We start from the raw sequence: 21,455 nt of genomic DNA, 5'->3' as shown, positions 1-21,455 counted from the left end.
CTGTCTCAGCGAAGGTGATGCGAGTCCGAGGCCATGACCTGCATGGCATCAGGTCGGGTGAGATGGCTCTGGCCGCCTGGTTCTCGGTGAACATGATGCCGGTGGAAGGGCGCCGGCCGGTTCGGACCTGTCGGGAAGAGCCGTTCGACCTGCCACACGAGTTCTCAGAACCGGGTGGTCGCGTCAGTCCGCGCAACCCGGCGCACCTCGTCTGCTGACTTCCCCTTGATTTTCCGTAGGTCCGCGCCGGTCAGGTTTGCTCCGGTCAGGTCAGTGTCGGTTAGGTCTGCGCCGGTCAGGTTCGCGTCGAGCAGGTAAGCGTCGGTCAGGTCTGCACCGGTCAGATCCGCGCCGGTCAGATCCGCGAGGCTCAGGATCGCGCCGTTCAGGTCCGCGCGGCTTAGGAACGCGCCGGTCAGGCTCGCATCGCTCAGGATCACGTCGCGCAGGTCCGCGTCGGCCAGAATCGCGCGGCGCAGGTTCGCATCGCTCAGGGTCGCACCGCTCAGGTCTGCGTCAACCAGATCCACGAGGGTCAGGTCTGCGTCGTTCAGGTCCGCGCCGGTCAGGTCTACGTCGTTCAGGTCTGCGTCAATCAGGGTCGCTTCGCGCAGGTTTGCCTCGCTTAGGTTCGCGCCGGTCAGGTCCGCGTCGTTCAGGTTCGCGCGGGAGAGCTGGCTGTGGGGTACGCGGATGGAGTGTAGATCGAGGGTGTGAATGGACGAAGGAATGAGGATGCGTCGGGAGGAAGGGGCGGGGGCTGGGCGGGGCAGGCGTCCGAGGACGGTGAGGGCGGCGGCGACGTCGGTGTCGGGCTCGGGAGGAAGCGCGTCGTCTTTGATCGCCGGTGCGGGATCGTGTTCGCGGGTGCAGGCGGCCAGGACGTCGATGATGGTGGGCCGGTCGCGGGCCGAGTCGCGGGCGATGCGTTCCAGGGCGTAGACGGCGGCGGTACGGACCTCGCGTTTGTCGGAGCCGAGCTGTTCGACGGCCTTGGTATAGCGATCGGTGACCTGGCCTTCCTTGGCGATGTGCAGTTCGTCCTGACCGGCGCGCCAGGTGAGGACGGTGGCGACCAGGCCGGCGACGGCGGCCAGGACGCCGATCAGGATGCCGATGCTGTTGAACCACTGGTGCTTGCTGTGCCGCCGCCGGTCTCGTTCGGCGTCCAGGCGCTGGCGCTGCAGCTCCAGCAGTTCCAGCCGCCGGTCGGCGGGGATGTTCCGCAGTTCCTCTGGGGTGGGCTCGGGGATCTGCGGCACCGCCGACGGCGCGGGCGGGGAAGCGTCGTCGGCCCGGTCGGCGGGTGGGGCCGGGGCGCCAGAGGACGGGGACGGCTCGGAAACGTGGGACGCGCTCACATCAGCTCAGACGTGCGCACCGCCCTCATGGACTACGTCCGCTTCGGGCCATCAAGGGACCTGTCTCGTCTTGTGCGGCCCGCCTGACCGATGACCGGCCGCCGCGGCGCTCACCCGGGGCGGCATCACCTTCGTTGAGACCGGCATCGGGTTCACGGTGGCCCACATCAAGTTCGGTGAGACGGCCTCAGCTTCGCCGAGACAGGACGTCATGACGAGTCGCAGTCTCGACAGCCGTCTGCAGTGACTACTGGGAACGAACATTCCCGTCAGTTAGGGGGGATCTCTTTTTGATGGATTAATATTTTCTGGAAACAGAAATCTAGAAAATGAGAGAAGAGGTGGAGGCCGAGGGACCGGGTTTGAGATCATCGGGCGGCGGGCCCGAGGGCGGGCCGTGCTCTGGGCGCGGAGGTGCCCAGAGGTCTGTTGCGTCATCTGGGAGGCACTGGCCTGTGACTTCATCGATCCCGGCGGAGCGGGGCCGGCTCGGCGAGGACGGCGATGAGCGGACGACGCCCGAAAGGAGCGCCGAGCCCGAGGTGAGTGAGCGGCCCTGCGGATACTGCGGGCGGCCGGTGCCGCAGCGGCCGGGGCGGGGGCGGCCCCGGGAATACTGCGCCGGAAGCGACTGCCAGGCGCGGGCCAAGCGTGAGCGCGAGTTGCGGCGTGCGACGCCCGGGCTGGAGGGCGCGCTGGCCAGGGCCGAGGATCTGTACGAGCGGATGGAGCAGGGGCTGGCCGCGGTGCTGGCCCCGTTGGCGCAGGCCCTGGAGTCGGAGCTGTCGCCGCGGGGGGTCGAGGCGCGCGTGAGTGCCGTCCGCGCCGAGGCACAGGCGCAGGTGGCCGCCGCGATGGCCGGGCGGGAGGAGGCCACCGACCGGGCCGTCCAGGCCGAGGAGGCCGCCGACAAGGCGCGTGAGCGCGCCCGCGCCGCACGGCAGCGGGCTCAGGAGGCCGAACGGGAACGGGACGCGGCCCTGGAGACCGCCGAACGCGAACGGGCCGAAGCCGCAGCGAGTGTGCAGGCGGCCCATGAAGAGGCCGAGCGTACGGTCCAGGCCGTGCGGCGTGAGGCCGACGGGTTGGTGCGTGCCGCGCGTCAGGAGGCCGAACGCGCCGTGGCCGAGGCGCGGGCGGCCGCCGAACAGGCCCAGACCGAGGCCGCCGCGGCGAGCCGGGACGCCCAGGAGGCGCGCCGGGAAGCGGACGCCGCTTTGCGGCAGGCGCGGCAGGCACGGACGCAGGCCGAGGCGGCCAGAGAGGAGGCGGCCCGGGCCGACCGGGAGCAGGCCGTGGCACAGGCGCGGGCGCAGGCCGCCGAGGAGGCCCGCGAACGAGCCGAGGCCCGCATGCAGGCGGCCGAGGAGTCACGGGAGCGGGCCGAGGCACGAGCCCAGGAGGAAACGACGTTGCGGGCCGGTGCGGTCGCCGAAGCCGAACGGGCGCAGGCGATGGTCCAGGACGCAACGCGTGCGGCCGAGCGGTACCGCGCCGAGGCGGCGACCGCCGGACAGGAGGCGGAACGGCTGCGCCGGGAACTGGAGGAGACCCGGGCCGAACTGCGGGCCGAACGGCTGCGCGCCGACGGTCTGGAACGCGACCGCGACCAGGCCAGGGCGGAGGCCACCGCGCAGCGCGAACGCGCGGTCGTCGCCGAACTCCAGGCCCTCCGGGCCCGCGACCGGCCCGAGGCGGCGCCATGAGGGTCCGAACTCTTATAGCTACGACGAGCCGCAAAGTAGCGGTGAGCTGCTTCTCGGATCCGCTACGTGATGGTTTCAAGGGGCCATACCGGCTGGTAGGAGGATCTGCCGGGCGAGTTCGAGGCCAACCACGATGTCCAACTACGCCGCCCTGGCCAAGCCGCTGGATCCGGCCGAGTTCGTCGCCGGCCTGAAGAAGCGGCGAGGCCCTGGACCGGCTGAACACCGGCCTGGCGACGCAGAGCACGGGCGGGGTGCGGGTCATCACCCGGGCGGGCAAGCCGTGGGTGAGCGTCCCCAAGCTCGACAAGCTGCCTGAGCCGAAGAACCCGGGTGCGCTGAAGGCCGAGGTGCAGCGCCGGTGGGGCACGATCGACCTGCTCGACATCCTGAAGGACATCGCGTTCATCACCGGCTTCCCCGATGCATTCACCTCGGTCGCCACCCGCGAGGTCCTCGACAAGGCCACGCTCAACCGGCGGCTGCTGCTGGTGCTGTTCGCGCTCGGCACCAACATGGGAATCCGGCAGATGGCCGCGACCGGCGAGCACGGCCAGGACGAAGCCGCCCTGCGCCGCGTGCGCGCCACCTACGTCACCCGCGAGAACCTGCGCGAGGCGATCGTCACGGTTGTCAACGCCACCCTGAAAGCCCGCGAGCCCACCTGGTGGGGGACAGCGACGTCAACGGCGTCGGACTCCAAGCGGTTCGCCTCGTGGGACTCCAACCTGATGACAGAGTTCCACGCCCGCTACGGCGGCCACGGCGTCATGATCTACTGGCATGTCGACAAAGGCCGCCTGTGCGTGTACTCCCAGCTCAAGTCGTGCTCCTCCTCGGAGGTCGCGGCGATGATCGAAGGGCTGCTGCGGCACGGCACCGACGCCGACATCGAGGCGAACTACACCGACCGCCGGGCTCGTTGCTGCCGGGCGCCGGGCGGGGCCGGCATGGGGAAGGTCAGTGCGTGGCTGCCCTGGCTTCCAGCGGTTCCCGGTGCCCCGCTGAGCGCATGCCGTCGAGGAACAGCTTGAGGTGGCGGCGGTACAGGTCCGGGTCGGTGTCCCGGGTCGCGTCCATGATCGCCGCCAGCGCGACCTGGACAAAGGTGAGGTCGGTGGCGTCGAAGTCGGGGCGGAGCGTGCCCTGCTCTCGGGCCTTGGCGACCATCTGCTGCACCAGCACGGTGATCTCCTGCCGGGTCTTGACCACTAGCGGGCTGCTGGGCTCGGTTTCCATCACCAGCCCTCGGAGGCCGCAGTTGTTCGCCTGCATGTCCATCGCGTCCTCGAGGTAGCGGACCAGACCGCGCCACCCGTCCGCATCGGCCGCCGCCGCTCGGGCGCTCTCGGTCGCGCAGGCCAGCCGGTCGGCGAAGAGCGCGTCCAGCACGTCGCCCTTCGTCGGGAAGTGCCGGTAGACGGTGCCGACACCCACGCCGGCCCGGGCGGCGATGTCCTTCAGCGTCACGCTCAGCCCTTCGGTGGAGAAGAGCTGCTCCGCAGCCTCCAGCAGCCGAGCGCGGTTGCGCGCGGCATCCTTCCTGGTCGGGGGGCTCACGGCGGCGGTCACATCACGATCGTACCCGATACGGAACCACTGGTCCGTTTCTACTATCGTCGAGAAACGGACCAGCTGGTCCGCTTTTTCTTCGTGTCGGAGTTCTCCATGTCTTCAACAAGCGCTTTCACCTACCCGACCTCGGCGGCAGCCACCGTCCGTTGCATGACCCGGACGCCGAAGACGACGCATAGGGCTTGCCGCTGGCCGGCCGGGATCGGCCGCTGCACTGGGCGATCAGCCAGACCGGCCATATCCGCCCGATCTTTCCCCAGTACTACGGGGACCCCACCTCGACATCGAGGGTGTGCCCGACCCGAACACGTCCCCCGGATCGACCCGACCCATCCGGCCTGACGAACGGCCCGGTGTCAGCGGCTTCACCGCTCAGAAATCCTCCGCCACGTCGTCAGTTCTGGTAGCCCCTCGCCACCCGCGGAAGGATGGACGACCATGACCGACGCCAGACTGCTAGGCGACGACGAGGCCGCGTTCATCGCGGCGGCCCGCTCAAATGACGCAGCACAGTTCGCGCTCATCACGGAGCGCTACCGGCGTGAGCTGCAGGTGCACTGCTACCGGATGCTAGCGAACTACGAGGACGCCCAGGACATGACGCAGGAGACGTTCCTGCGGGCGTGGAACAAGCGGGAGTCGTTCAAGGGCCACGCTGCGCTGCGGACCTGGCTGTACCGGATCGCGACGAACGCCTGCCTCGACTTCCTGGAGAAGCGCAACGACCGCATACCCGTGCCTGCCGGGCTGCCGGGCGCGGGCTCGGAAGTGCGTTACCTGCAGCCCTACCCGGACCGGATGCTCCCGGAGGACCCGCAGGAATCGGTGGTGGCGCGGGAGACGATCGAGCTGGCGTTCATCGTCGCCGTCCAGCACCTGCCGCCGCGGCAGCGGGCGGTGTTCATCTTGCGCGACGTCCTCGGCTGGCCGGCGTCGAAGGCCGCCAACGCCCTCGAGCTGACCGTCGCATCAGTGACCAGCGCACTGCAGCGGGCGCGCGTGACGATGCGCGAGCAGTTGCCCGACCGCCGCCTCGACTGGCGGAGCCCTGCCACGCACGAGCTGTCGGATGACGAGCGCGGCGTGGTGAAGTCGTATATGGACGCCCATGAGCGCAACGACCTCAACGGGCTGATGGCCCTGCTGCGCGACGACCTGCGCTTCGCGATGCTGCCCGAGCCGGGCACCTTGATCGTCACGGCCAAGGACGCGGTGGACGGCTGGGTCTCCAGTGGGCTCTTCCAGCGCGGCTACGACGACTGGCGCTGCATCGCCACGACGGTCAACCGCATGCCTGCCGCCGTGCTGTACCTCCGCACCCCCGACGACCCGGAATACCGTTTGTTCAACATCGCAGTCCTGCACATCGTCGACGGGAAGGTCGCCGAGCTCACCGGATTCGACGCCACCGACAAACCATGGCTGAGCCTGCCCGCGACGCTGTGATCAGACAAGTCCCCATCGTCGACGAGTCCAGCGCACGGGCAGGCGTCACCGTCGTCCTCATCTTCAGCGAGTCGGTCAACAGCTCACTCGGAACGCAAGGAAGGGCCGGGAAAAGGTTCCCTCATCGCCGAGGGTCACGGTGAGCACGCCAGGAAGAATTTCGACCTGGCCTTACGAGCCGAGCATGTGGCCCGTGCTCATCGCCTCGTCTCGTATCGGGTCAGCACCACGCCGCCGGGAAATGTCCGCGTCTCGACCAGGTTCAGGTTCACCCAGTTGTCCAGCGCGGTGAAGAACGGCGTGCCGCCGCCCACCAGGACCGGCACGGTGACCAGCACGTACTCGTCGATCAGCCCGGCTCGCATGGCCGCCCCGGCGAGCGTCGCGCCGCTGATGTCCATCGGGCCGCCGTCCTCGGCCCTGAGCCGGGCGATCTCGGCGACCGCGTCGCCGGTGACCAGGCGGGTGTTCCAGTCGACCTTGTCGATCGTCGAGGAGAACACCACCTTCGGCATGTCCCGCCAGCGGCGGGCGAACTCGATCTCCGCCGGGGTAGCGTTGGGCTGCTGGTCGGCGGTCGGCCAGTGGGGGCTCATCGTCTCCCACAATTTGCGCCCGTACAGCGCCAGGCCCGTCGCCCCCACCCGGTCGGACCACCACTGGAACAGCTCGGCGCTCGGCGATGAGTCCGGTCCCTCCCCCCCACTCCAGCCGAGATCGTCGCCGGGCGCGGCGATGTAGCCGTCCAGGCTCAGGTTCATGGCGAAGGTCAGTTTCCGCATCGTGTCAGCCTCCTGTGAGTCGATCTCACATGTACGGACGGGCGCGGCGCGGAAACCTCATCGGTGCGCGATCTGCGTCCGCAGGTAGTCCTCGCGTTCCGGACTCAGCTCGGCGGGCCCAGCCCCCTCCCCGTCCGCCAGCCGATCAATGCCTCAAGCCCGCTGGCGAAGGTCTACGGACGTATCAGCTTCGACGGCGATGCCTCGAATTTCCTCGAGAAGGACAGCAGGGAAACTCCAGGGCGAGTCGCGCCGATTAGCACCAGAGACGGCCCCAAGATAGTGCACACAAGTTCACCAACTTCAATGAGCCGCATTCGGTGCAGCAAACCCAGAGAGCCCGCAGGTCAGAGCTGGTGACACCAGGTGGCAACCATGGTGACAGCATCTGACAAAACCACAGGTCGACGATATGACACATCACACGGTGCGGTCGCCGAGGCCGAACGGGCGCAGGCGATGGCCCAGGACGCGACGCGTGCGGCCGAGCGGTACCGCGCCGAGGCAGCGACCGCCGGACAGGAGGCGGAACGGCTGTGCCGCTCGACCGGGTTGTCGTGCGGGCTGTACCGCGCCCCGAACCACAGGTGCACGCCCGGATGGGCGGCCACGAACTCCCGCACCGCGCGGGCGTGGTGGATGCTGTCGTTGTCGCAGATCACCACGACCGCCGGCGCGGCCGGGAACGCCGCCATCACCTGCTGCAGCAGGGCCAGGAAGTCGGCCGCGCTGCGGCGGCCCAGCCGATACGCCCACCGTCCGGTGGTCACCTCCAACGCCCCCAGCACCGTGATCTGCCGGTTCTTACCGGGTGCGTGCGATCTGGGGCGATCTGGGGACGGTGCCCGTGCAGCGTCCGGGTCGCACGCACCTGGGGCAGCAGGTGCAGGTGGGTCTCGTTGGCCGCCCACACCACCGTGCCAGGCGGCAACCGGCGCAGCCGGGCGGCGATCGCCGCCACCACCCCCGGCACGGGCCGGGTCACCGCGGGCAATCAGCTTGGGCCGCCGCCAGATGGCGATCTGCCGAAGATGTCGATACACCGTGCGCAGGCTGACCTGGGGCCGCCCCAGATACCGCCACACCCGCGGCACCGTCCGCGGTCCCGGCCGTTGCAGCAGGCCGGCGATCCGCGCCGGTGACAGCGGCCCGCCCAACGGTGGCCGCCCACTGCGCGGCCGGTCGGCCAGGGCGGCCACCCCACGATCGTTGAACCGGGCGATCCAGCGGCGCACCGTGCCCGCATCACAGTCCAGCGGCACGGCGATCTGCGCCGCCGACAAACCGTGCAGCGACAGCAGCACCATCACCGCCCGCACCGCCACCCGCCACCGGCCCCGCAGATCGCGGCGCAACTGGTGCACCTGGACGTCCGAACGGTTGGCGAACCCACTGGACGGGCGCATACCGGCCACGACCTCGCCGGGCGGGATGGACGTTGCGGGCAACTTCGATCCACCCCCCGGCGAGGCCGGTGTCAACGCCCTCCCACCCCGGCGATCTCACACCCGGTTACACGCAGAACCTTTGGATACGCGCTTAGCGGAGACCTGGGCCGAACTGCGGGCCGAACGGCTGCGCGCCGACGGTCTGGAACGCGACCGCGACCAGGCCAGGGCGGAGGCCACCGCGCAGCGCGAACGCGCGGCCGTCGCCGAACTCCAGGCTCTCAGGGCCGGCAGCCCACCCGAGGTGTCGCCGTGACCAGGGTCTCCCCGTTTATCGTGCTGGCAGCGGTTGGTGGACCGTCGCATCGGTTTCGGCCGGGCCGGCGGCGATGACGGCGTCGAGCATGTCCTGTGACACCTGCAGGTTCTTGATCGCGTGGGCGATGCGCTCGCGTTCGCGGCGCAGTGTCGCCACCAGATCAGGGCACACTGGCGCGAGATTCGGGCCGTCGTCGCGGACGCATGGCAGAACCTGCGCGATGGTGGTGGTCGACAGGCCGGCTGCGAGCAGGGTTCGGATGCGCCGGACCGTGTCCACGTCCGCATCGTTGTAGACGCGGTAGCCGCTCGACAGCCGTGTCGGCGCCAGCAGACCCTGTTCTTCGTAGTAGCGCAGCAGTCGCTCACTCACTCCGGTACGGCGGACCATCTCCCCGATGCGCACGTGACCTGCACCTCATCGCATTGACTCTCACATTGATGTGAGACTTTAACGTTCCGGTCGTGACCACCAACACGGCGGGGTCGGCGACCGGGACCCCTTTCCCCTCTGCGCCGCACCGCACAGCCGCCTTGGCGGTGCTCGCCGCCGCCCCCAGCAGTGATCGCCCACTGCCCGAATCCGAGGGAGAGAACATGTCCACTGCCCTGCCCGCCTCCAGCCTCGGCCGCATGGTACGCGGCAACGGTCCGGGCCTGCTGCTCGCCCATGGCGCCGGCGGTGGCATCGATGCCAACTACGGCCCCATCATGGACACGCTGGCTGCACAGCACACCGTCGTCGGCCCGGACTACCCCGGCACCGGCCGCACTAAGCGCGCCGATGCGCCGCTCGCGCTGAACGCCCTGGCCGACGAGCTGGTCGCCACCGCCGTCGAGGAAGGTCTGCAGACCTTCGCCATCGCCGGGTACTCGCTGGGCAGCCCGCTCGCCATCCGGGCCGCCACCCGCCACCCCGACCGCGTCACCGCTCTGGTCCTCACTGCGGGCTTCGCCCATCCCAACCCACGGTTTCTGCTCGCTGTGCGGCTGTGGCGCGACCTGCTCCGCGCGGGCGACCCGGAGCGCCTGGCCGGCTATCTGTCCCTGATCGGTCTCAGTGCCCCGGCCCTGGACGTCATGGCCCAGGACGACCTCGACTCCGCGGTCAAAATGACCGCAGCCACGATCCCGCCCGGCACGCCGGAGCACCTCGATCTGCTCATCGAGCACATCGACGTCCGGGCCGACCTTGCCGCGATCGCCGTGCCGACCCTCGTCATCTCCACCACGCTCGATCAGCTCGTCACCCCGCACCACCACCGGCAGCTCGCCGATGCCATCCCCGGGGCGCGCTACGCCGAGATCGCAACCGGGCATCTCCCCTTCATCGAGCAGCCGGAGGAATGGGCCACCCTCATCCGCGACTTCCTGCGCGAGAACAGCTCGATCGGGATCTACCCGGCGGCGTAGCGGCCGGGGTGCCGGCGGGCGTAGTCGCGGTAGGTGGTGGCGAAGGCCACGAGGGCGTCCTTGCCCGCCCTGACCGTCCATCGCCTCCGCCCTCCCGCTCCTCAGCCGGATCACCGGCCCCGAGACCGCCCGCAACGAGTAACGCCGAATCCCTCCACACGATCGCGTGTACCCCATGACAGCTGTCGTGGGATTCCGGGCCTGCTTTGCGGCTCGTTCTAGCTATAGGAGTTCAGGGCCGTGACCCGGACGTTCCATGACGCCGTCGGCTACGACGAGCCTTCCAAGACCGAGCTGGAGGCCAACCCGCCGGGCCGTGCGTTGCTCGCCGAGTTCACCGAGCGCGCGTGGGGGCGGCCGGAGCGGTTGCCGGTGGTATTCGCCAGGCTCCACCGGAGGGCGGCCACCCGCTGCCCGCCCTCCGGGTCGGCGGCGAGCCCTTGCATCGAGCTCAGCCACTCGGTCATCCGGCATCTCCGGACTTCCACCGGTCGTCGCCGAGCCGCAGCACCGGGTCGCTGGGCCGGTCGTCCGGCTAATGCGCGAGCCCGACACGGCCGGGACGGGCCGGTAGGCCACCTGCCGGCCCGCGAACCAGGGACCGGCCGTAGCCGCCGACTCTGCCGGGTAGGCGTAGGCTCCCCCGGTCGCGGCGAACCGGTCGGATCACTGCCCGGGTCCTGGGGGCGCCGTCAGGTTGAGGGCCAGTTGCGCAAGGCGACGTCGAGGGCGTCCAGGGTTTTCCGCCACGAGGTCTCGGCGTCGCGCGGGTGGTGGCCGAACCCGCCGGCGGCCTCCAGGCTGACGTAGCCGTGCAGGGCGCCGCCCAGGAAACGGACGGCGTCGGTCTGGTCGGGGTCCTGCAGGCCGTAGCCGCGCAGGATCGCGCGGATCAGCTCCGAGTGGCGGCGTGCGGCGTCGGCGGCCGCCGACTGTGGGTCGATCGGGATCTGCCCGGCGGCGTAGCGGCCGGGGTGCCGGCGGGCGTAGTCGCGGTAGGTGGTGGCGAAGGCCACGAGCGCGTCCTTGCCCGCCTGGCCGGCCAGCGCGGCGACGACCTGGTCGGCGAGTTCGGTCAGGGCCAGTTCGGCCACCCGCAACCGCAACTCACGCACGTTGCGGACGTGGGAGTACAGGCTCGGCTCCTTGACGCCGAAGTGGCGTGCCAGCACCGTCACGGTCACCTTGTCGAAGCCGATCTCGTCGGCCAGCTCCGCCGCCGCCCTGGTCAGGCGTTCGGCGGTCACCCCCGCACGGGCCATGCTCCCCTCCCCCGGCTACATGATTTAAGGATTTGCCTAACTCTATTAGGAAGATTAGCCTCGCCGCACATGGACCCCATCACCGAGCGCGACATCCGCGCCTGCTTCGTCAACTGCTCCAAGGGCGAGGCCCACCGCGCCGGCCTGCCCAAGGACCTGGCCGACCAGCCCTGGGAGGCTCTGGACTTCCTCGGCTGGCGAGATCCGGGGGCCCCCGGCCGCGCCTACCTGGTGGCCGAACGCGACGGCCGGCTCGTCGGGGTCGCGCTGCGGGCGGTGTCCGGCGGATCACGCGGCTTCACCGCGCGCAGCATGTGTTCGCTGTGCCTGACCGTCCACACCGGCGGCGGCGTCGCCCTCATGACCGCCCGCCGCACCGGCGAGGCCGGCCGCCAGGGCAACACCATCGGCCAGTACCTGTGCGGCGACCTGGCCTGCTCGCTGTACGTCCGCGGCCGGAGGGACGCCGCCGTCGGCGGCGATCTCGACGAATCCCTCACTCAGGACGCCAAGATCGCCCGCATCCGGGCCAACCTTCACGCCTTCCTCGACAAGATCACCCAATGACCCGTGCCGGACGGCGCCGCCGACGCGGCCCTGGCCCGGGCCGCCGCGTGATCACGGCAGGCCGGCGGCGTTGGAGGGCTCTTATTCCCAGCCCCTGAAACCCGGGATTCTGTTCCTCATGGTCGCCCCGATCTCTGTATCAGTGCAGGCCAGGGATGTCCGTTGCTTTTCGGCCCGCACTATCGAGGCCCCTTCTAGCATGGGAACTTCCCATTGTCTTGAGGCGTGTCATCGATGAGCATGTCGCGAAAGGTGTGTTTACGGACATCGGTGGAGGGAGTTGTATGGACGATATTCTCCTTGCGCTGGCTGCGGCCGCCGGGACCTCGGTGGTGGAGGCTGCGGGAACCAGTTCATGGCAGGCGTTCCAGCAGGCGCTCGTTCGCTGGTTCGGCCGCGGGAACGCGGTGGCCGAACAGCACACCCGGGCGCGGCTTGAGCGTACTGCGGCGGCGCTGACCAGCGGCGCTGACGATGTCGCCGAGGCCAGGATCGGTGAGCGGGCAGCGTGGCGTGCGCTCGTCGAGGCGACGTTGGAGGGGATGGAGCCGCAGGAGCGGCAGACCGCTGTCGCCGAGCTACGGCAGCTTCTCAACCTGCACGCTCACGGGGGCGGGGCGTCGGCAGGGCCGGAGGGAATCGCGGTCGGGGGTGACATCAAGGTCAATGCCCACGACCAGGCCGTCGCCGCGGTCAAGATCGGAACCGTCTCGACCGGCAACCCTCAGCCGCCGGACGCGAACCGGGCCTGAGCGCGTCCGGCCATGCACAGGGTCCTCTGATCACGGGCGGCATGGTCATCACGGCATCCGGCAGCGGGATCGCCGTCGGCTATGCGCGGGAGGTCGTCTCCTACGTCGTCTCACCGTCTGAGCTTGAGAGCCTCGCGGACCGGCTGGCCGAGAAGGTGATGGTGGTGGAGCGGGGCACCCGCGACAGCCTGCTGGGTGCGTCACATGCGGTCGCCCAGATTCCCTTCACCGTGCGGATGACACGGTTCGAGGGGCCGGGTGAGCCGATCCCGAGCACCCTCGGCGCGCTCGCTGACACCTATCTGTCGCTCCCCGCCCGACGGATGGTGATCATCGGTGGGCCCGGTGCGGGAAAGACCGTGCTCACGCTGGAGCTCGTGTTGCTCCTCTTGGCGCGGCGAGAGCGCGGCCAGGTCGTTCCCGTACGGTTCTCCCTGGCCGAATGGGACCCTGAAACGCCCTTGGACTCCTGGCTGGTCACGCAGATCACCGAGGTCTACGGGATGCGCCGGAGCGCGGCGGCCGCACTGGTCGACCAGCGGCGTATCGTCCCCATCCTCGACGGGCTGGACGAGATGGACGGCGGCTCCGGGCCGCTGCGGCGAGAAGTCAGAGCGCTCGACCAGATCAACCGCTACCACGGCCTCCAGGGCAGCACACCGCTGGTGTTGACCTGCCGTACGCAGACGTACGAGCACCTGAGCCGTGATCACGGAACGTTGACCGACTCCGCTGTCGCGTCCATCGAGGAACTCACCGCCGACCAGATCCGTGCCTATCTCGAGCGTACGCTCGCCTCTCGTCCCGCCGGCGAGAAGCGGGCCTGGTCGGAGGTGCTGGGGAACCTCGATCGCGTTCCCTGCGGCGCCTTGTCGACTCCGTGGCGCCTGTACCTGGCCACGACCGTCTACACGGGTGGACGAGATCCAAGAGATCTTCTGGGGTTCGGCGATCTCGCCGAGGTTGATGCGGTGCTGATGGCGCGGCTGGTCCCGGCGGCTGCGGAGGCGTCTGCGCGCCACCGCTATCGGGAAGGGGATCCGGTCACATGGTTGGCGGCGCTCGCGGAACACCTGGAGCACGCGGGGCCTGACGGGACTACCGCCGCCGACATCCTCGTGGACCGCCTCACGCCGGTCGCGGGCACCAAGACCGTAATGGCCGTCCACTGGATTGTGACCGCCCTGGTCACGGCCCTCGTCTGCGCCATGGCGACGATCTTTTCCGGGAGCGCCTCGATGACCGCAGCCGTGGTGGCGGTGGTCGCCGGTGGCCTGGTCTGGGGCGCTCTGTGGGGAGGGCTCCTCCTTCGGAGGGAGGTTCCGCCCCTGCGGATCACACCACGGCGGTTCCGGCCCAGAGTGACAGGGAAAGCCCTGCGAGGGGAACTCGCGGACGCCTGGTGGACCGATGTCCGCAGGGGAGGCCACAAGGCCAAGACCCTGGTGAAGGCCGCCGCGGTCGTGACGATCGCCGTGGCGCCTTTGGCCGCACTCGCGACGAAGGCGTGGATCTCCTCGACGACGTGGGCGGAGGCCTTCCTTTGGGCCCTCATCTGCTGCGTACTCGGTCTATCACTGCAGTTGCTCGGGTGGCTTCTCCACTGCGTCATCGTGCTTCCCCTGACCGTCATCTCCTCGTGGTTCTCCGAGGCGGACGTCCTGCCGGTCCAGCGACCGGCGGATCCGCTGAGGCAGGATGCCATCGTCAGCCTGACCGGACTCGCGGCGGTCGCCGTGTGCACGACGCCCTGGCCCGCGCAGATGGCAGCCTTTGTCGGCCTGGCCACGCCGTTCGCCACCAGCAGGGCCTGGATGCGTTACCTCGTGGCCGCCCTGGTCGGCAGGGCGAGAGGCAGACTTCCGCTTCGCCCGGCCCGGTTCCTGGCCTGGGCGCACCGTGCCGGCCTGCTGCGGGTCACCGGGCGGGCGTATCAGTTCCGTCACCGCGAGCTGCAGGAGTGGCTGGCCGGCGAGGCCCGCCGTCAAGCCCATGTCGCCCGGCTGACCCGCGTCGCCGGGAACAGGCGCATGTCGAACGCGGAGCGCCTGACCGCGGCCAAGGAACTCGCGCGGATCGACGGACCTGCCGGAGCCCTCGCCCTGATCACGTTCTCCGGGCAGGAGACCGTCGGTGATCGATACCGGGTGCAGGCGGTCGAAGCCCTCGCCGGCCTCGGCGATCTCCGTCAGATCGCCCTCGACCTGATGGCCGCGTTCGCGCAGAACAGCGTCACCTTCGAAAGAGAAATCGACTACCCGTGGGCGATCGAAGCCCTGGTCAGGCTGGACCGTCCGACCGGTATCGCGTTCCTGCACCGCATCATCGACGACACTGCGACGAGCGGCAGATTCCGCGACTGGGCCTCCGGTTACCTGGCCAATCTGGACGCGGAGGTGCCCGGCCAAGGCGTCGAAGGCGCCCCGCCGCCTTGGTGACGAAGACCTGATTCCTCCCCCGCTCGTCCCTGGACCGCAGAACATGACCTTGTTGACCGGGACCGACGGGCTCAGTGGCTGCGCAGGGGCAGGCGCAGGACGAAACAGGTGGCCGTGTGGTGCTGGGGGTGGGTTTCGATGTTGAGGGTGCCGTTGTGGGCCTGGGCGATCTGCCGGCTGATGGGCAGGCCCATCCCGCTGCCGTGGGGGTCGCGGTCACGGGAGGACTTCAGGCGGGTGAAGCGTTCGAAGACCTTCTCGCGCTGATCGGGCGGGATGCCGTCGCCGTCGTCGGTGACCTCTAGGATCGCGGTGGAGTTCTGGGCGGTGACGGTGACGGTGACCGTGTCGTTGGCGTGGCGCTGGGCGTTGTCGAGCAGGTTGGCCAGCAGCCGGTCGATGAGCAGCCGGTCGCAGTCGACCATCACGCGCCGCCGCAGGCTGGAGGCGATGGGGATCCGGTCGGTGGTGCGGCCCCGTAGTTCGTCGGCGACCAGGTCGGCCAGGTCGGTGCGCTGCAGGCGCAGGGGCTGGCCGGTGTCCAGGCGGGTCAGGGTCAGCAGGTCGGCCACGATCGCCTGTTGGCGTTCCACTCCGGCCAGCACGTCGGCGGCGGCCTGGGGCCAGTCGGCCTCCTCGGGGTGGGTGAGCGCCTCCTCCATGCGGGTGCGGATGCCGGTCAGCGGGCCGCGCAGGTCGTGGGAGGCGTCGGAGGCGAGGTGACGCAGGTTGGCGACCGCGACCTCCAGCCGGCCCAGGGTGTCGTTCATGGTGCGGGCCAGGGCCTTGAGCTCCTGGTGGCCGGGCACCGGGACCCGCCGGCTCAGGTCGGTGGCAGTGATCTCGGCGAACTCCTTGCGGACCTCTTCGGCGGGGGTCAGCGCCCTGGCCGTCGACCAGTAGGCGCCCACGACCGCGATGGCGGTGACCAGCACCGAGGCCCCGGCCGCCGCCATCGCCAGGCGCCGGGATCCGTACCAGGGGACGGAGGGGGCCGCCAGGTAGATCAGCAGCGGGCCGCGCCCGCGCTGGTGGCGGCACAGCTCGGAGACGATGCTCACCGCCCGGACGGTCATGCGCCCGTCCGGCCCGCCGGGCAACGGCAGCGTGCGTTCGGCGTGCATCCGGCCGGGGGCGGGGACGAAGGTGGCCATGCGCGGTCTGCCGTGCAGAGCCCGGGTCGACGACAGCACCCGGCCGCGGGCGTCCAGGACCTGGACCGCATGCCCGTACCCGGTGGGCAGGATCTTCGGTAGCTGGCCCTTGCACAGCTGGAAGAACAGCCTGTCAATCGCGAACTGGGCGCGGTTGCGGGCCTCGGCCGCCTGTTCCTTGCCCCTCAGGCGAAGGAACAGCACGCTGACTCCGGCCGCCTCCACCGCGGTGACGCCTGCGGTGATCAAGGCCGAACTAACCCGAAGTGGCAGTTGACTCCACCACACCGCTTTCTTGTGCCCTAGGTCACCGGCCACACACCCGGCCATCGTCAAACGTTGCCCCAAAATGTACGTCACCGTGCCGGGAACCGGCCGGCCATGAGGCCGTGCGGGGTGTGTCCCGCCCGGGGTAGGCGGCGGCACGTCCCGGGGCGAACGGCCGTCCCGGGCCGCGGGTGTACGGGACCGTCCCGGGTCGCGGGAGCGGCCGGGTGCGGGTGTCCCGCCGGATCCGGGACACCGCACCCGCGACCGCGGGACACCGGCGCTGTCACCCTGGCGGTGTGAACCTGCCCGCTCCCGTCTCGGGCGCCGACCGGCGCCTGGTGTTGACCGCCGCGCTGGTCGCCGCGCTGTGCACCGCCGCGACGGCCGGCGGGCTGTGGGCCGACGCGCTGACCGGCCCGCAAAAGCCGCCGAATCCGCTGGACTGGCCGCACTGGGGCTCGTCGCTGTCGGGGATGCCGCTGGTGCTGGCCGGGGCGGTGCTGGCGACCCGGATGCCGCGGCATCCGCTGACGTGGCTGCTGCTGGCGGGCGGGTTCGTGGCGGTCGCCGACGGGTCGGCCGCCGGGTACGCCGAGCTGTCGGTGCTGCGCCATGACGGGGACCTGCCGCTGACGGCCATCGCGCTGCAGGTGGGGGCGCGCTGGGGTCCGATGATCAACGTGATCCTGCCGGTGCTGCTGCTGTTCTTCCCTGACGGGCGGCTGCCGTCGCGGCGGTGGCGGTGGCCGGCGGGGCTGGTGCTGGGTGTGCTGGCCTTCGGGGTGCTGCACATCATGACGGTGCCGTGGCAGGTGTTCTCCCAGGGCGAGCCGCTGGTGCCCGGGTTGCGGGGGCTGCCGCTGGATCCGCTGACGCCTCCGCTGCCGGATGCGTTCTGGGAGGCGACGCAGCCGGTGTTCATAGTGGGCTACCTGGGTGCGGTGATCACCGCGATGGCGGCGTTCGCGACCCGGTTCCGGCGTTCGCCGCCCGAGCGGCGGGCGCAGCTGCGGTGGATGCTGCTGGCCGGTGTGGCCGAGTTGCTGCTGGTGCTGTTGGTGTCGGCGGTGCAGCGGTGGGCGCCGCCGCAGGTGAGCTGGTGGGTCAGCGACCTGTCGCTGGTGGCGATGCACGCGCTGCTGGCCGCGGCGATCTTGGTGGCGGTGGCGCGGTACCGCCTGTACGACGTGGACCTGCTGCTGGGCCGGACCCTGCTGTACGGGTCGCTGGCGGCGGCGGTGGTCGGGATCGACATCGCGGTGTTCACCGGGGTGGGGGCGTTCATCCAGGAGCCGCTGGCGGCGGTGGCCGCCGCCGGGGTGGTGGCCGTGCTGTACGCACCGCTGCGGCTGCGGCTGCAGCGGTGGGTGAACCGGGTGCTGACCGGGCGGGGCGAGCCGTATGACGTGGTGTCGGCGCTGGCGCTGCGGCTGGAGGCCTCGGTGGGCCCGGACGAGCTGCTGCGGGAGGTGGCCGGGGTGCTGTCGCAGGCGTTCGGGTCCCCGTACGTGCGGGTGGAGCTGGAGCGGCCCGGCGGGGAGGTGACGGTGGTGGAGCACGGGTCGCCGCCGGCGGGCGGGCGAGGGCTGGTGGTGCTGCCGTTCGCCTACCGGGAGGTGCCGATCGGGCGGCTGGCGCTGGTGCCGCGGATGGGGGCGCGGCTGTCGGAGGCCGACCAGCGGCTGCTGGCCGACGTGGTGCGGCAGGCGGCTGCCGCAGCCCGCGCCACGGCGCTGACCGAGGAGCTGCAGCGCAGCCGTGAGCAGTTGGTGACGGGGATCGCCGAGGAGCGCCGTCGGCTGCGCCGGGACCTGCACGACGGGCTGGGCCCGGCGCTGGCGGCGGCCGCGCTGAAGATCGAGACGGCCCGCAATCTGGCCGGGCGGGATCCGGCGGCGGCCGACGGGACGCTGGCGCAGGTGCGCGGGGATCTGCGGACGGTGCTGGCCGACGTGCGGCGGCTGGTGCACGATCTGCGGCCACCCGCGCTGGACCAGTTCGGGTTGGAGGGGGCGGTGCGCCGGCAGGCCGAGCGGTTCACCGGCGACGGGCTGCGGGTGAGCGTGCACGCCGAGGGGGAGCTGTCGGGTCTGCCGGCGGCGCCGGAGGTGGCGGCGTACCGGATCGTGTCGGAGGCGTTGTCGAACACGGTCCGGCATGCGGGGGCGCGGCGGTGCGTGGTGCGGCTGGCGGCCGGGCCGGATGGGCTGGAGGTGGAGGTGACCGACGACGGCGGCGGGATCGCGCTGGGCGCCGCGGCCGGGGTGGGGCTGGTCGGGATGCGTGAGCGGGCCGAGGAACTGGGGGGCCGCTGCACGGTGTCGCGGCCCCGGGAGGGAGGTACGAGGGTGCACGCGGTGATCCCGCTCGCAGGTTCGGGTCCGGATGGGGCGGCCGGTCGGGTGCCGGTGCCGGTGCAGGGAGGACGGCGGTGACGGAGGTGGTGACGGAGGTGAGGGAGGCGACGATGCCGCGTGTGCTGCTGGCCGATGACCATCCGGTCTACCGGGACGGGCTGCGGATGATGCTGGAGTCCACCGGGCTGGTGGAAGTGGTGGGCACGGCGGCCGACGGCGAGCAGGCGGTGCGGCTGGCGGGGCGGCTGCGGCCGGACGTGGTGGTGATGGACCTGCAGATGCCGCGGCTGGAGGGCACCGAGGCGATCCGGCGAATCGTGGCGGCCCGCCCACAGACCGGGGCACTGGCGCTGACCATGCACGATGACGACGACAGCGTGCTGGCGGCGATGCTGGCGGGGGCGCGCGGCTACCTGGTCAAGGGCGCCGACCAGGAGGAGATCCTGCGGGCGATCACGGCGGTGGCCCGCGGTGAGGTGATCTTCGGGCCGGCGCTGGCGGACCGGATCAGCGCCTACTTCGCGCGGCTGGCCGGCTCCGGGCGCCCGGCCGACGAGCGGCCGTTCCCGCAGCTGACCGCGCGGGAGCGGCAGGTGCTGGAGCTGATCGCGGCGGGGCTGAGCAATGGGCAGATCGCCGCCCGGCTGTCGCTGTCGCCCAAGACGGTGCGCAACAACGTCTCCAACGTGTTCGGCAAGCTGCAGGTGGCCGACCGCACCCAGGCGATCCTGCGGGCCCGTGAGGCCGGTCTGGGCCGCTGACGGGCGGGCCCGTCCCTGCACGGTCCCTGTGCGATTCCGGCGGGGCCGCCCGGGGATCAGGAGGGGGCGCGGGCGGCCTGGGCGCGCAGGGTGTCGGCCAGGTGGCGGACGGCCTCGCGCAGTTCGGGGGGCCTGCGGACGACGAACGGCCAGCCGAGCCCGGCGAGCATGAGGGCCATCCCATCCAGCCGCTGGGCGCGGGTGGTCAGCAACACTCCCCCGTCGGCGGGTGTGAGAGTGGCGGTGGTCGACGGGATGCGGCGGCGGGCCTCCTGCAGGCCGGTCTCCAGCAGCACCTCGACCTCGTGGGCGTAGGGGACGGCAGCCAGGGAGCGGGTGACGTGCTCGACGGGGTCGACGCCGTCGGGGACCTGGTAGGTGTGCGGGAGCTGCCCGACCGAGCGCACCCGGTCCACGCGGAAGGTGCGGATCTGACCGCTGAGGTGGTCGTGGCCGGTGACGTACCAGCGGCCGGAGTGGAAGACCAGCCCGTAGGGGTCCAGGTCGCGTTCGCTCGTCTCGCCCTTCCAGGAACGGTAGCCCAGCCGGACGCGGCGGCGCCGGCGGGCGGCGGCGGCCAGGGTCAGCACGGCGTCGGTGGCGGGGGCGGTGCCGGGACGGGCGGCCGTGGTGAAGGCGAGGGTCTCGGCGAGGGCCTGGACGCGGTCGCGCAGCGCGGCCGGCAGCACCCGCTGGACCTTGGCCAGCGCGCTTTCGGTGGCCTCGCCGGGCAGGCCCGTCCGCCGCCCGGCCAGCAGGCCGAGCACGACGGCGGTGGCCTCGTCGTCGGTGAGCATCAGGGGCGGCAGCCGGTAGCCGGGCATCAGCCGGTAGCCGCCGTAGCGGCCGCGGTCGGCGACGACGGGGACGCCGAGTTCCTCCAGGCGGGCGGCGTAGCGGCGCACGGTGCGCTGGTCGACGCCCAGGCGGGCGGCCAGCTCGGCGCCGCCCATGCGGGGGTGGGCCTGCAGCAGTTCGAGCATCGCCAGCACGCGGGTCGTGGGATGTGACACGGGTCACTCACTTAATCCGGGCGGTTTCTGTCCGGTATCGATCCTAGGGTCGAAGTCGTCCAAGGGCGTGAACGGCACGGAAGGATTTTGCAGATGGCGACGTTCGTACTGGTCCCCGGTCACTGGCTCGGCGGGTGGGCGTGGCGGGAGGTGGCCGGCGAGTTGCGCGCGGCCGGGCACGAGGTGTTCGCGGTGACGCTGACCGGGCTGGCCGAGCGGGCCGCCGAGGCTACCGCCGAGGTGGATCTGGACACCCACATCGCCGACCTGGTCGAGCTGATCGAGGGCCGGGACCTGCGCGAGGTGGTGCTGGTCGGGCACAGCGGCGCGAACATGGCGGTCACCGGCGCGGCCGACCGCGTCCCCGGGCGGCTGGCGCGGGTGGTCTACCTGGACACCGCGCCGCTGCCGTCGGGGATGGCGATGCTGGACTTCCAGGACCCCGACGAGCGCGCCGAGATCGAGCGGCAGGTCCGCGAGCTGGGCGGGGGCCGGCTGATCCCGCCGCCGCCGTTCGACCCGGCAGCCGACCCCGACAACCTGGCGGGCCTGGACGAGGAGCGGCTGGCCGAGCTGCGCAAGCGGGCCACCCCGCAGCCCTACGGACCGGCCGCGCAGCCGCTGACGCGGCCGGCCGAGATCCCCGACACGCCCAAGACGCTGATCATGACGACGATGCCGGTGGCGCTGGTGGAGGAGCTGGCCGCCGGCGGGAACCCGGTGTTCTCGATGATGACGGGCCCGCAGTGGAGCTACCGGGAGCTGCCCACCGGTCACTGGCCGATGTTGTCCCGGCCGGTGGAGCTGGCGGCCCTGCTGGACGAGCTGGCCTGAGGAGGAGACGGGGGTTGAGGAACATCTCTGCGAGATCGTGCGCCAACCTCGCCGGCCG

The 21,455-nt window shown here is 71.1% G+C and carries 20 protein-coding genes and 1 pseudogene; 11 read left to right on the top strand and 10 right to left on the bottom strand.

Annotated elements, in window-relative coordinates; all coding sequences use genetic code 11:
* Nucleotides 1-164: 164 nt before the first annotated feature.
* Complete coding sequence (locus C4U03_RS27250) at nt 165-1,262, bottom strand: pentapeptide repeat-containing protein (protein ID WP_160147121.1); 1,098 nt, start codon at nt 1,260-1,262, stop codon at nt 165-167.
* Nucleotides 1,263-1,816: 554 nt separating this feature from the next.
* Between C4U03_RS27250 and C4U03_RS27245 the strand changes: the two genes are divergently transcribed.
* Nucleotides 1,817-3,067 (top strand): coiled-coil domain-containing protein, encoded by a 1,251-nt coding sequence (locus C4U03_RS27245; protein WP_235018185.1) that lies wholly within the window; start codon nt 1,817-1,819, stop codon nt 3,065-3,067.
* A 254-nt stretch (nt 3,068-3,321) separates the two neighbouring features.
* On the top strand, nt 3,322-4,101 hold the full coding sequence (locus tag C4U03_RS27240) for a transposase (RefSeq protein ID WP_235018182.1): 780 nt from the start codon (nt 3,322-3,324) through the stop codon (nt 4,099-4,101).
* On the opposite strand, the gene C4U03_RS27235 is transcribed toward C4U03_RS27240, so the two are convergent.
* On the bottom strand, nt 4,028-4,639 hold the full coding sequence (locus C4U03_RS27235) for a TetR/AcrR family transcriptional regulator (RefSeq protein WP_160147120.1): 612 nt from the start codon (nt 4,637-4,639) through the stop codon (nt 4,028-4,030). The two genes, C4U03_RS27240 and C4U03_RS27235, sit on opposite strands and share 74 nt — an antisense overlap.
* 441 nt (nt 4,640-5,080) lie before the next feature.
* On the opposite strand from C4U03_RS27235, the gene C4U03_RS27230 reads away from it, so the two are divergent.
* Nucleotides 5,081-6,088 carry an RNA polymerase subunit sigma-70 gene (locus C4U03_RS27230; RefSeq protein ID WP_103941500.1) on the top strand — a complete coding sequence of 336 codons (1,008 nt, stop codon included), beginning with the start codon at nt 5,081-5,083 and terminating at the stop codon, nt 6,086-6,088.
* 197 nt (nt 6,089-6,285) lie between these two features.
* Here C4U03_RS27230 and C4U03_RS27225 read toward each other — a convergent pair whose 3' ends face one another.
* The gene (locus C4U03_RS27225) at nt 6,286-6,870 is read right to left on the bottom strand and encodes a dihydrofolate reductase family protein (RefSeq protein ID WP_103941497.1); all 585 of its coding nucleotides are present in this window, start codon (nt 6,868-6,870) and stop codon (nt 6,286-6,288) included.
* A gap of 347 nt (nt 6,871-7,217) precedes the next feature.
* Nucleotides 7,218-8,318 (bottom strand): IS630 family transposase, encoded by a 1,101-nt coding sequence (locus tag C4U03_RS27220; RefSeq protein ID WP_146087547.1) that lies wholly within the window; start codon nt 8,316-8,318, stop codon nt 7,218-7,220.
* Between the two features lie 79 nt (nt 8,319-8,397).
* Here C4U03_RS27220 and C4U03_RS40650 point away from each other — a divergent pair, with 79 nt between their 5' ends.
* Complete coding sequence (locus C4U03_RS40650; RefSeq protein ID WP_160147119.1) at nt 8,398-8,574, top strand: hypothetical protein; 177 nt, start codon at nt 8,398-8,400, stop codon at nt 8,572-8,574.
* A gap of 15 nt (nt 8,575-8,589) precedes the next feature.
* Here C4U03_RS40650 and C4U03_RS27215 read toward each other — a convergent pair whose 3' ends face one another.
* Entirely contained in the window at nt 8,590-8,982 is a 393-nt protein-coding gene (locus C4U03_RS27215) for a MerR family transcriptional regulator (RefSeq protein WP_103941493.1), read from the bottom strand.
* 59 nt (nt 8,983-9,041) lie between these two features.
* Between C4U03_RS27215 and C4U03_RS27210 the strand changes: the two genes are divergently transcribed.
* On the top strand, nt 9,042-9,989 hold the full coding sequence (locus C4U03_RS27210) for an alpha/beta fold hydrolase (RefSeq protein WP_235018181.1): 948 nt from the start codon (nt 9,042-9,044) through the stop codon (nt 9,987-9,989).
* Here the strand turns inward: C4U03_RS27210 and C4U03_RS42095 are convergent.
* The 3 genes and pseudogenes from C4U03_RS42095 to C4U03_RS27195 form a co-directional block, all read right to left on the bottom strand.
* Nucleotides 9,980-10,060, bottom strand: a pseudogene (locus tag C4U03_RS42095) (TetR family transcriptional regulator); the annotation flags it as partial. The gene C4U03_RS27210 and the pseudogene C4U03_RS42095 sit on opposite strands and share 10 nt — an antisense overlap.
* Before the next feature lie 198 nt (nt 10,061-10,258).
* Nucleotides 10,259-10,456, bottom strand: coding sequence for a hypothetical protein (locus C4U03_RS27200; protein ID WP_103941489.1), 198 nt, complete (start codon nt 10,454-10,456; stop codon nt 10,259-10,261).
* Between the two features lie 225 nt (nt 10,457-10,681).
* The gene (locus C4U03_RS27195) at nt 10,682-11,251 is read right to left on the bottom strand and encodes a TetR/AcrR family transcriptional regulator (RefSeq protein ID WP_103941487.1); all 570 of its coding nucleotides are present in this window, start codon (nt 11,249-11,251) and stop codon (nt 10,682-10,684) included.
* A 69-nt stretch (nt 11,252-11,320) separates the two neighbouring features.
* Between C4U03_RS27195 and C4U03_RS27190 the strand changes: the two genes are divergently transcribed.
* The 3 genes from C4U03_RS27190 (at nt 11,321) to C4U03_RS27180 (ending at nt 15,008) form a co-directional block, all read left to right on the top strand.
* A complete protein-coding gene (locus C4U03_RS27190; protein WP_103941486.1) occupies nt 11,321-11,818 on the top strand; it encodes an FBP domain-containing protein in 498 nt (165 codons plus the stop codon).
* A 284-nt stretch (nt 11,819-12,102) separates the two neighbouring features.
* Complete coding sequence (locus C4U03_RS27185) at nt 12,103-12,570, top strand: hypothetical protein (RefSeq protein WP_103941483.1); 468 nt, start codon at nt 12,103-12,105, stop codon at nt 12,568-12,570.
* A gap of 41 nt (nt 12,571-12,611) precedes the next feature.
* Nucleotides 12,612-15,008: an NACHT domain-containing protein gene (locus C4U03_RS27180; RefSeq protein ID WP_103941481.1), complete on the top strand. Its 2,397-nt coding sequence runs from the start codon at nt 12,612-12,614 to the stop codon at nt 15,006-15,008.
* Between the two features lie 71 nt (nt 15,009-15,079).
* Here the strand turns inward: C4U03_RS27180 and C4U03_RS27175 are convergent, their stop codons facing one another.
* Nucleotides 15,080-16,411: a sensor histidine kinase gene (locus tag C4U03_RS27175; protein ID WP_160147118.1), complete on the bottom strand. Its 1,332-nt coding sequence runs from the start codon at nt 16,409-16,411 to the stop codon at nt 15,080-15,082.
* A 317-nt stretch (nt 16,412-16,728) separates the two neighbouring features.
* Between C4U03_RS27175 and C4U03_RS42595 the strand changes: the two genes are divergently transcribed.
* Nucleotides 16,729-18,867, top strand: a complete 2,139-nt coding sequence (locus tag C4U03_RS42595; RefSeq protein WP_103941477.1) for a sensor histidine kinase — start codon at nt 16,729-16,731, stop codon at nt 18,865-18,867.
* A 32-nt stretch (nt 18,868-18,899) separates the two neighbouring features.
* Nucleotides 18,900-19,550, top strand: coding sequence for a response regulator (locus tag C4U03_RS27165; protein WP_103941572.1), 651 nt, complete (start codon nt 18,900-18,902; stop codon nt 19,548-19,550).
* Nucleotides 19,551-19,606: 56 nt separating this feature from the next.
* Here the strand turns inward: C4U03_RS27165 and C4U03_RS27160 are convergent, their stop codons facing one another.
* Nucleotides 19,607-20,563, bottom strand: coding sequence for a helix-turn-helix transcriptional regulator (locus C4U03_RS27160; RefSeq protein WP_103941475.1), 957 nt, complete (start codon nt 20,561-20,563; stop codon nt 19,607-19,609).
* 93 nt (nt 20,564-20,656) lie between these two features.
* Between C4U03_RS27160 and C4U03_RS27155 the strand changes: the two genes are divergently transcribed.
* Nucleotides 20,657-21,397, top strand: coding sequence for an alpha/beta fold hydrolase (locus tag C4U03_RS27155; RefSeq protein WP_103941473.1), 741 nt, complete (start codon nt 20,657-20,659; stop codon nt 21,395-21,397).
* Nucleotides 21,398-21,455: the final 58 nt, after the last annotated feature.

Source organism: Thermomonospora echinospora, assembly GCF_900108175.1.
Classification (GTDB): Bacteria; Actinomycetota; Actinomycetes; order Streptosporangiales; family Streptosporangiaceae; genus Thermomonospora; species Thermomonospora echinospora.
The sequence above is the reverse complement of the archived record's forward strand: the minus strand, read 5'-3'. Positions and strand labels throughout refer to the sequence as shown.

Coding starts and splice junctions, on each gene's coding strand:
- C4U03_RS27230 (WP_103941500.1), top strand. CDS start 5,081: ATGACCGACGCCAGACTGCTAGGCGACGACGAGGCCGCGTTCATCGCG.
- C4U03_RS27225 (WP_103941497.1), bottom strand. CDS start 6,870: ATGCGGAAACTGACCTTCGCCATGAACCTGAGCCTGGACGGCTACATC.
- C4U03_RS27200 (WP_103941489.1), bottom strand. CDS start 10,456: ATGACCGAGTGGCTGAGCTCGATGCAAGGGCTCGCCGCCGACCCGGAG.
- C4U03_RS27195 (WP_103941487.1), bottom strand. CDS start 11,251: ATGGCCCGTGCGGGGGTGACCGCCGAACGCCTGACCAGGGCGGCGGCG.
- C4U03_RS27190 (WP_103941486.1), top strand. CDS start 11,321: ATGGACCCCATCACCGAGCGCGACATCCGCGCCTGCTTCGTCAACTGC.
- C4U03_RS27185 (WP_103941483.1), top strand. CDS start 12,103: ATGGACGATATTCTCCTTGCGCTGGCTGCGGCCGCCGGGACCTCGGTG.
- C4U03_RS27180 (WP_103941481.1), top strand. CDS start 12,612: ATGGTCATCACGGCATCCGGCAGCGGGATCGCCGTCGGCTATGCGCGG.
- C4U03_RS27165 (WP_103941572.1), top strand. CDS start 18,900: ATGCCGCGTGTGCTGCTGGCCGATGACCATCCGGTCTACCGGGACGGG.
- C4U03_RS27155 (WP_103941473.1), top strand. CDS start 20,657: ATGGCGACGTTCGTACTGGTCCCCGGTCACTGGCTCGGCGGGTGGGCG.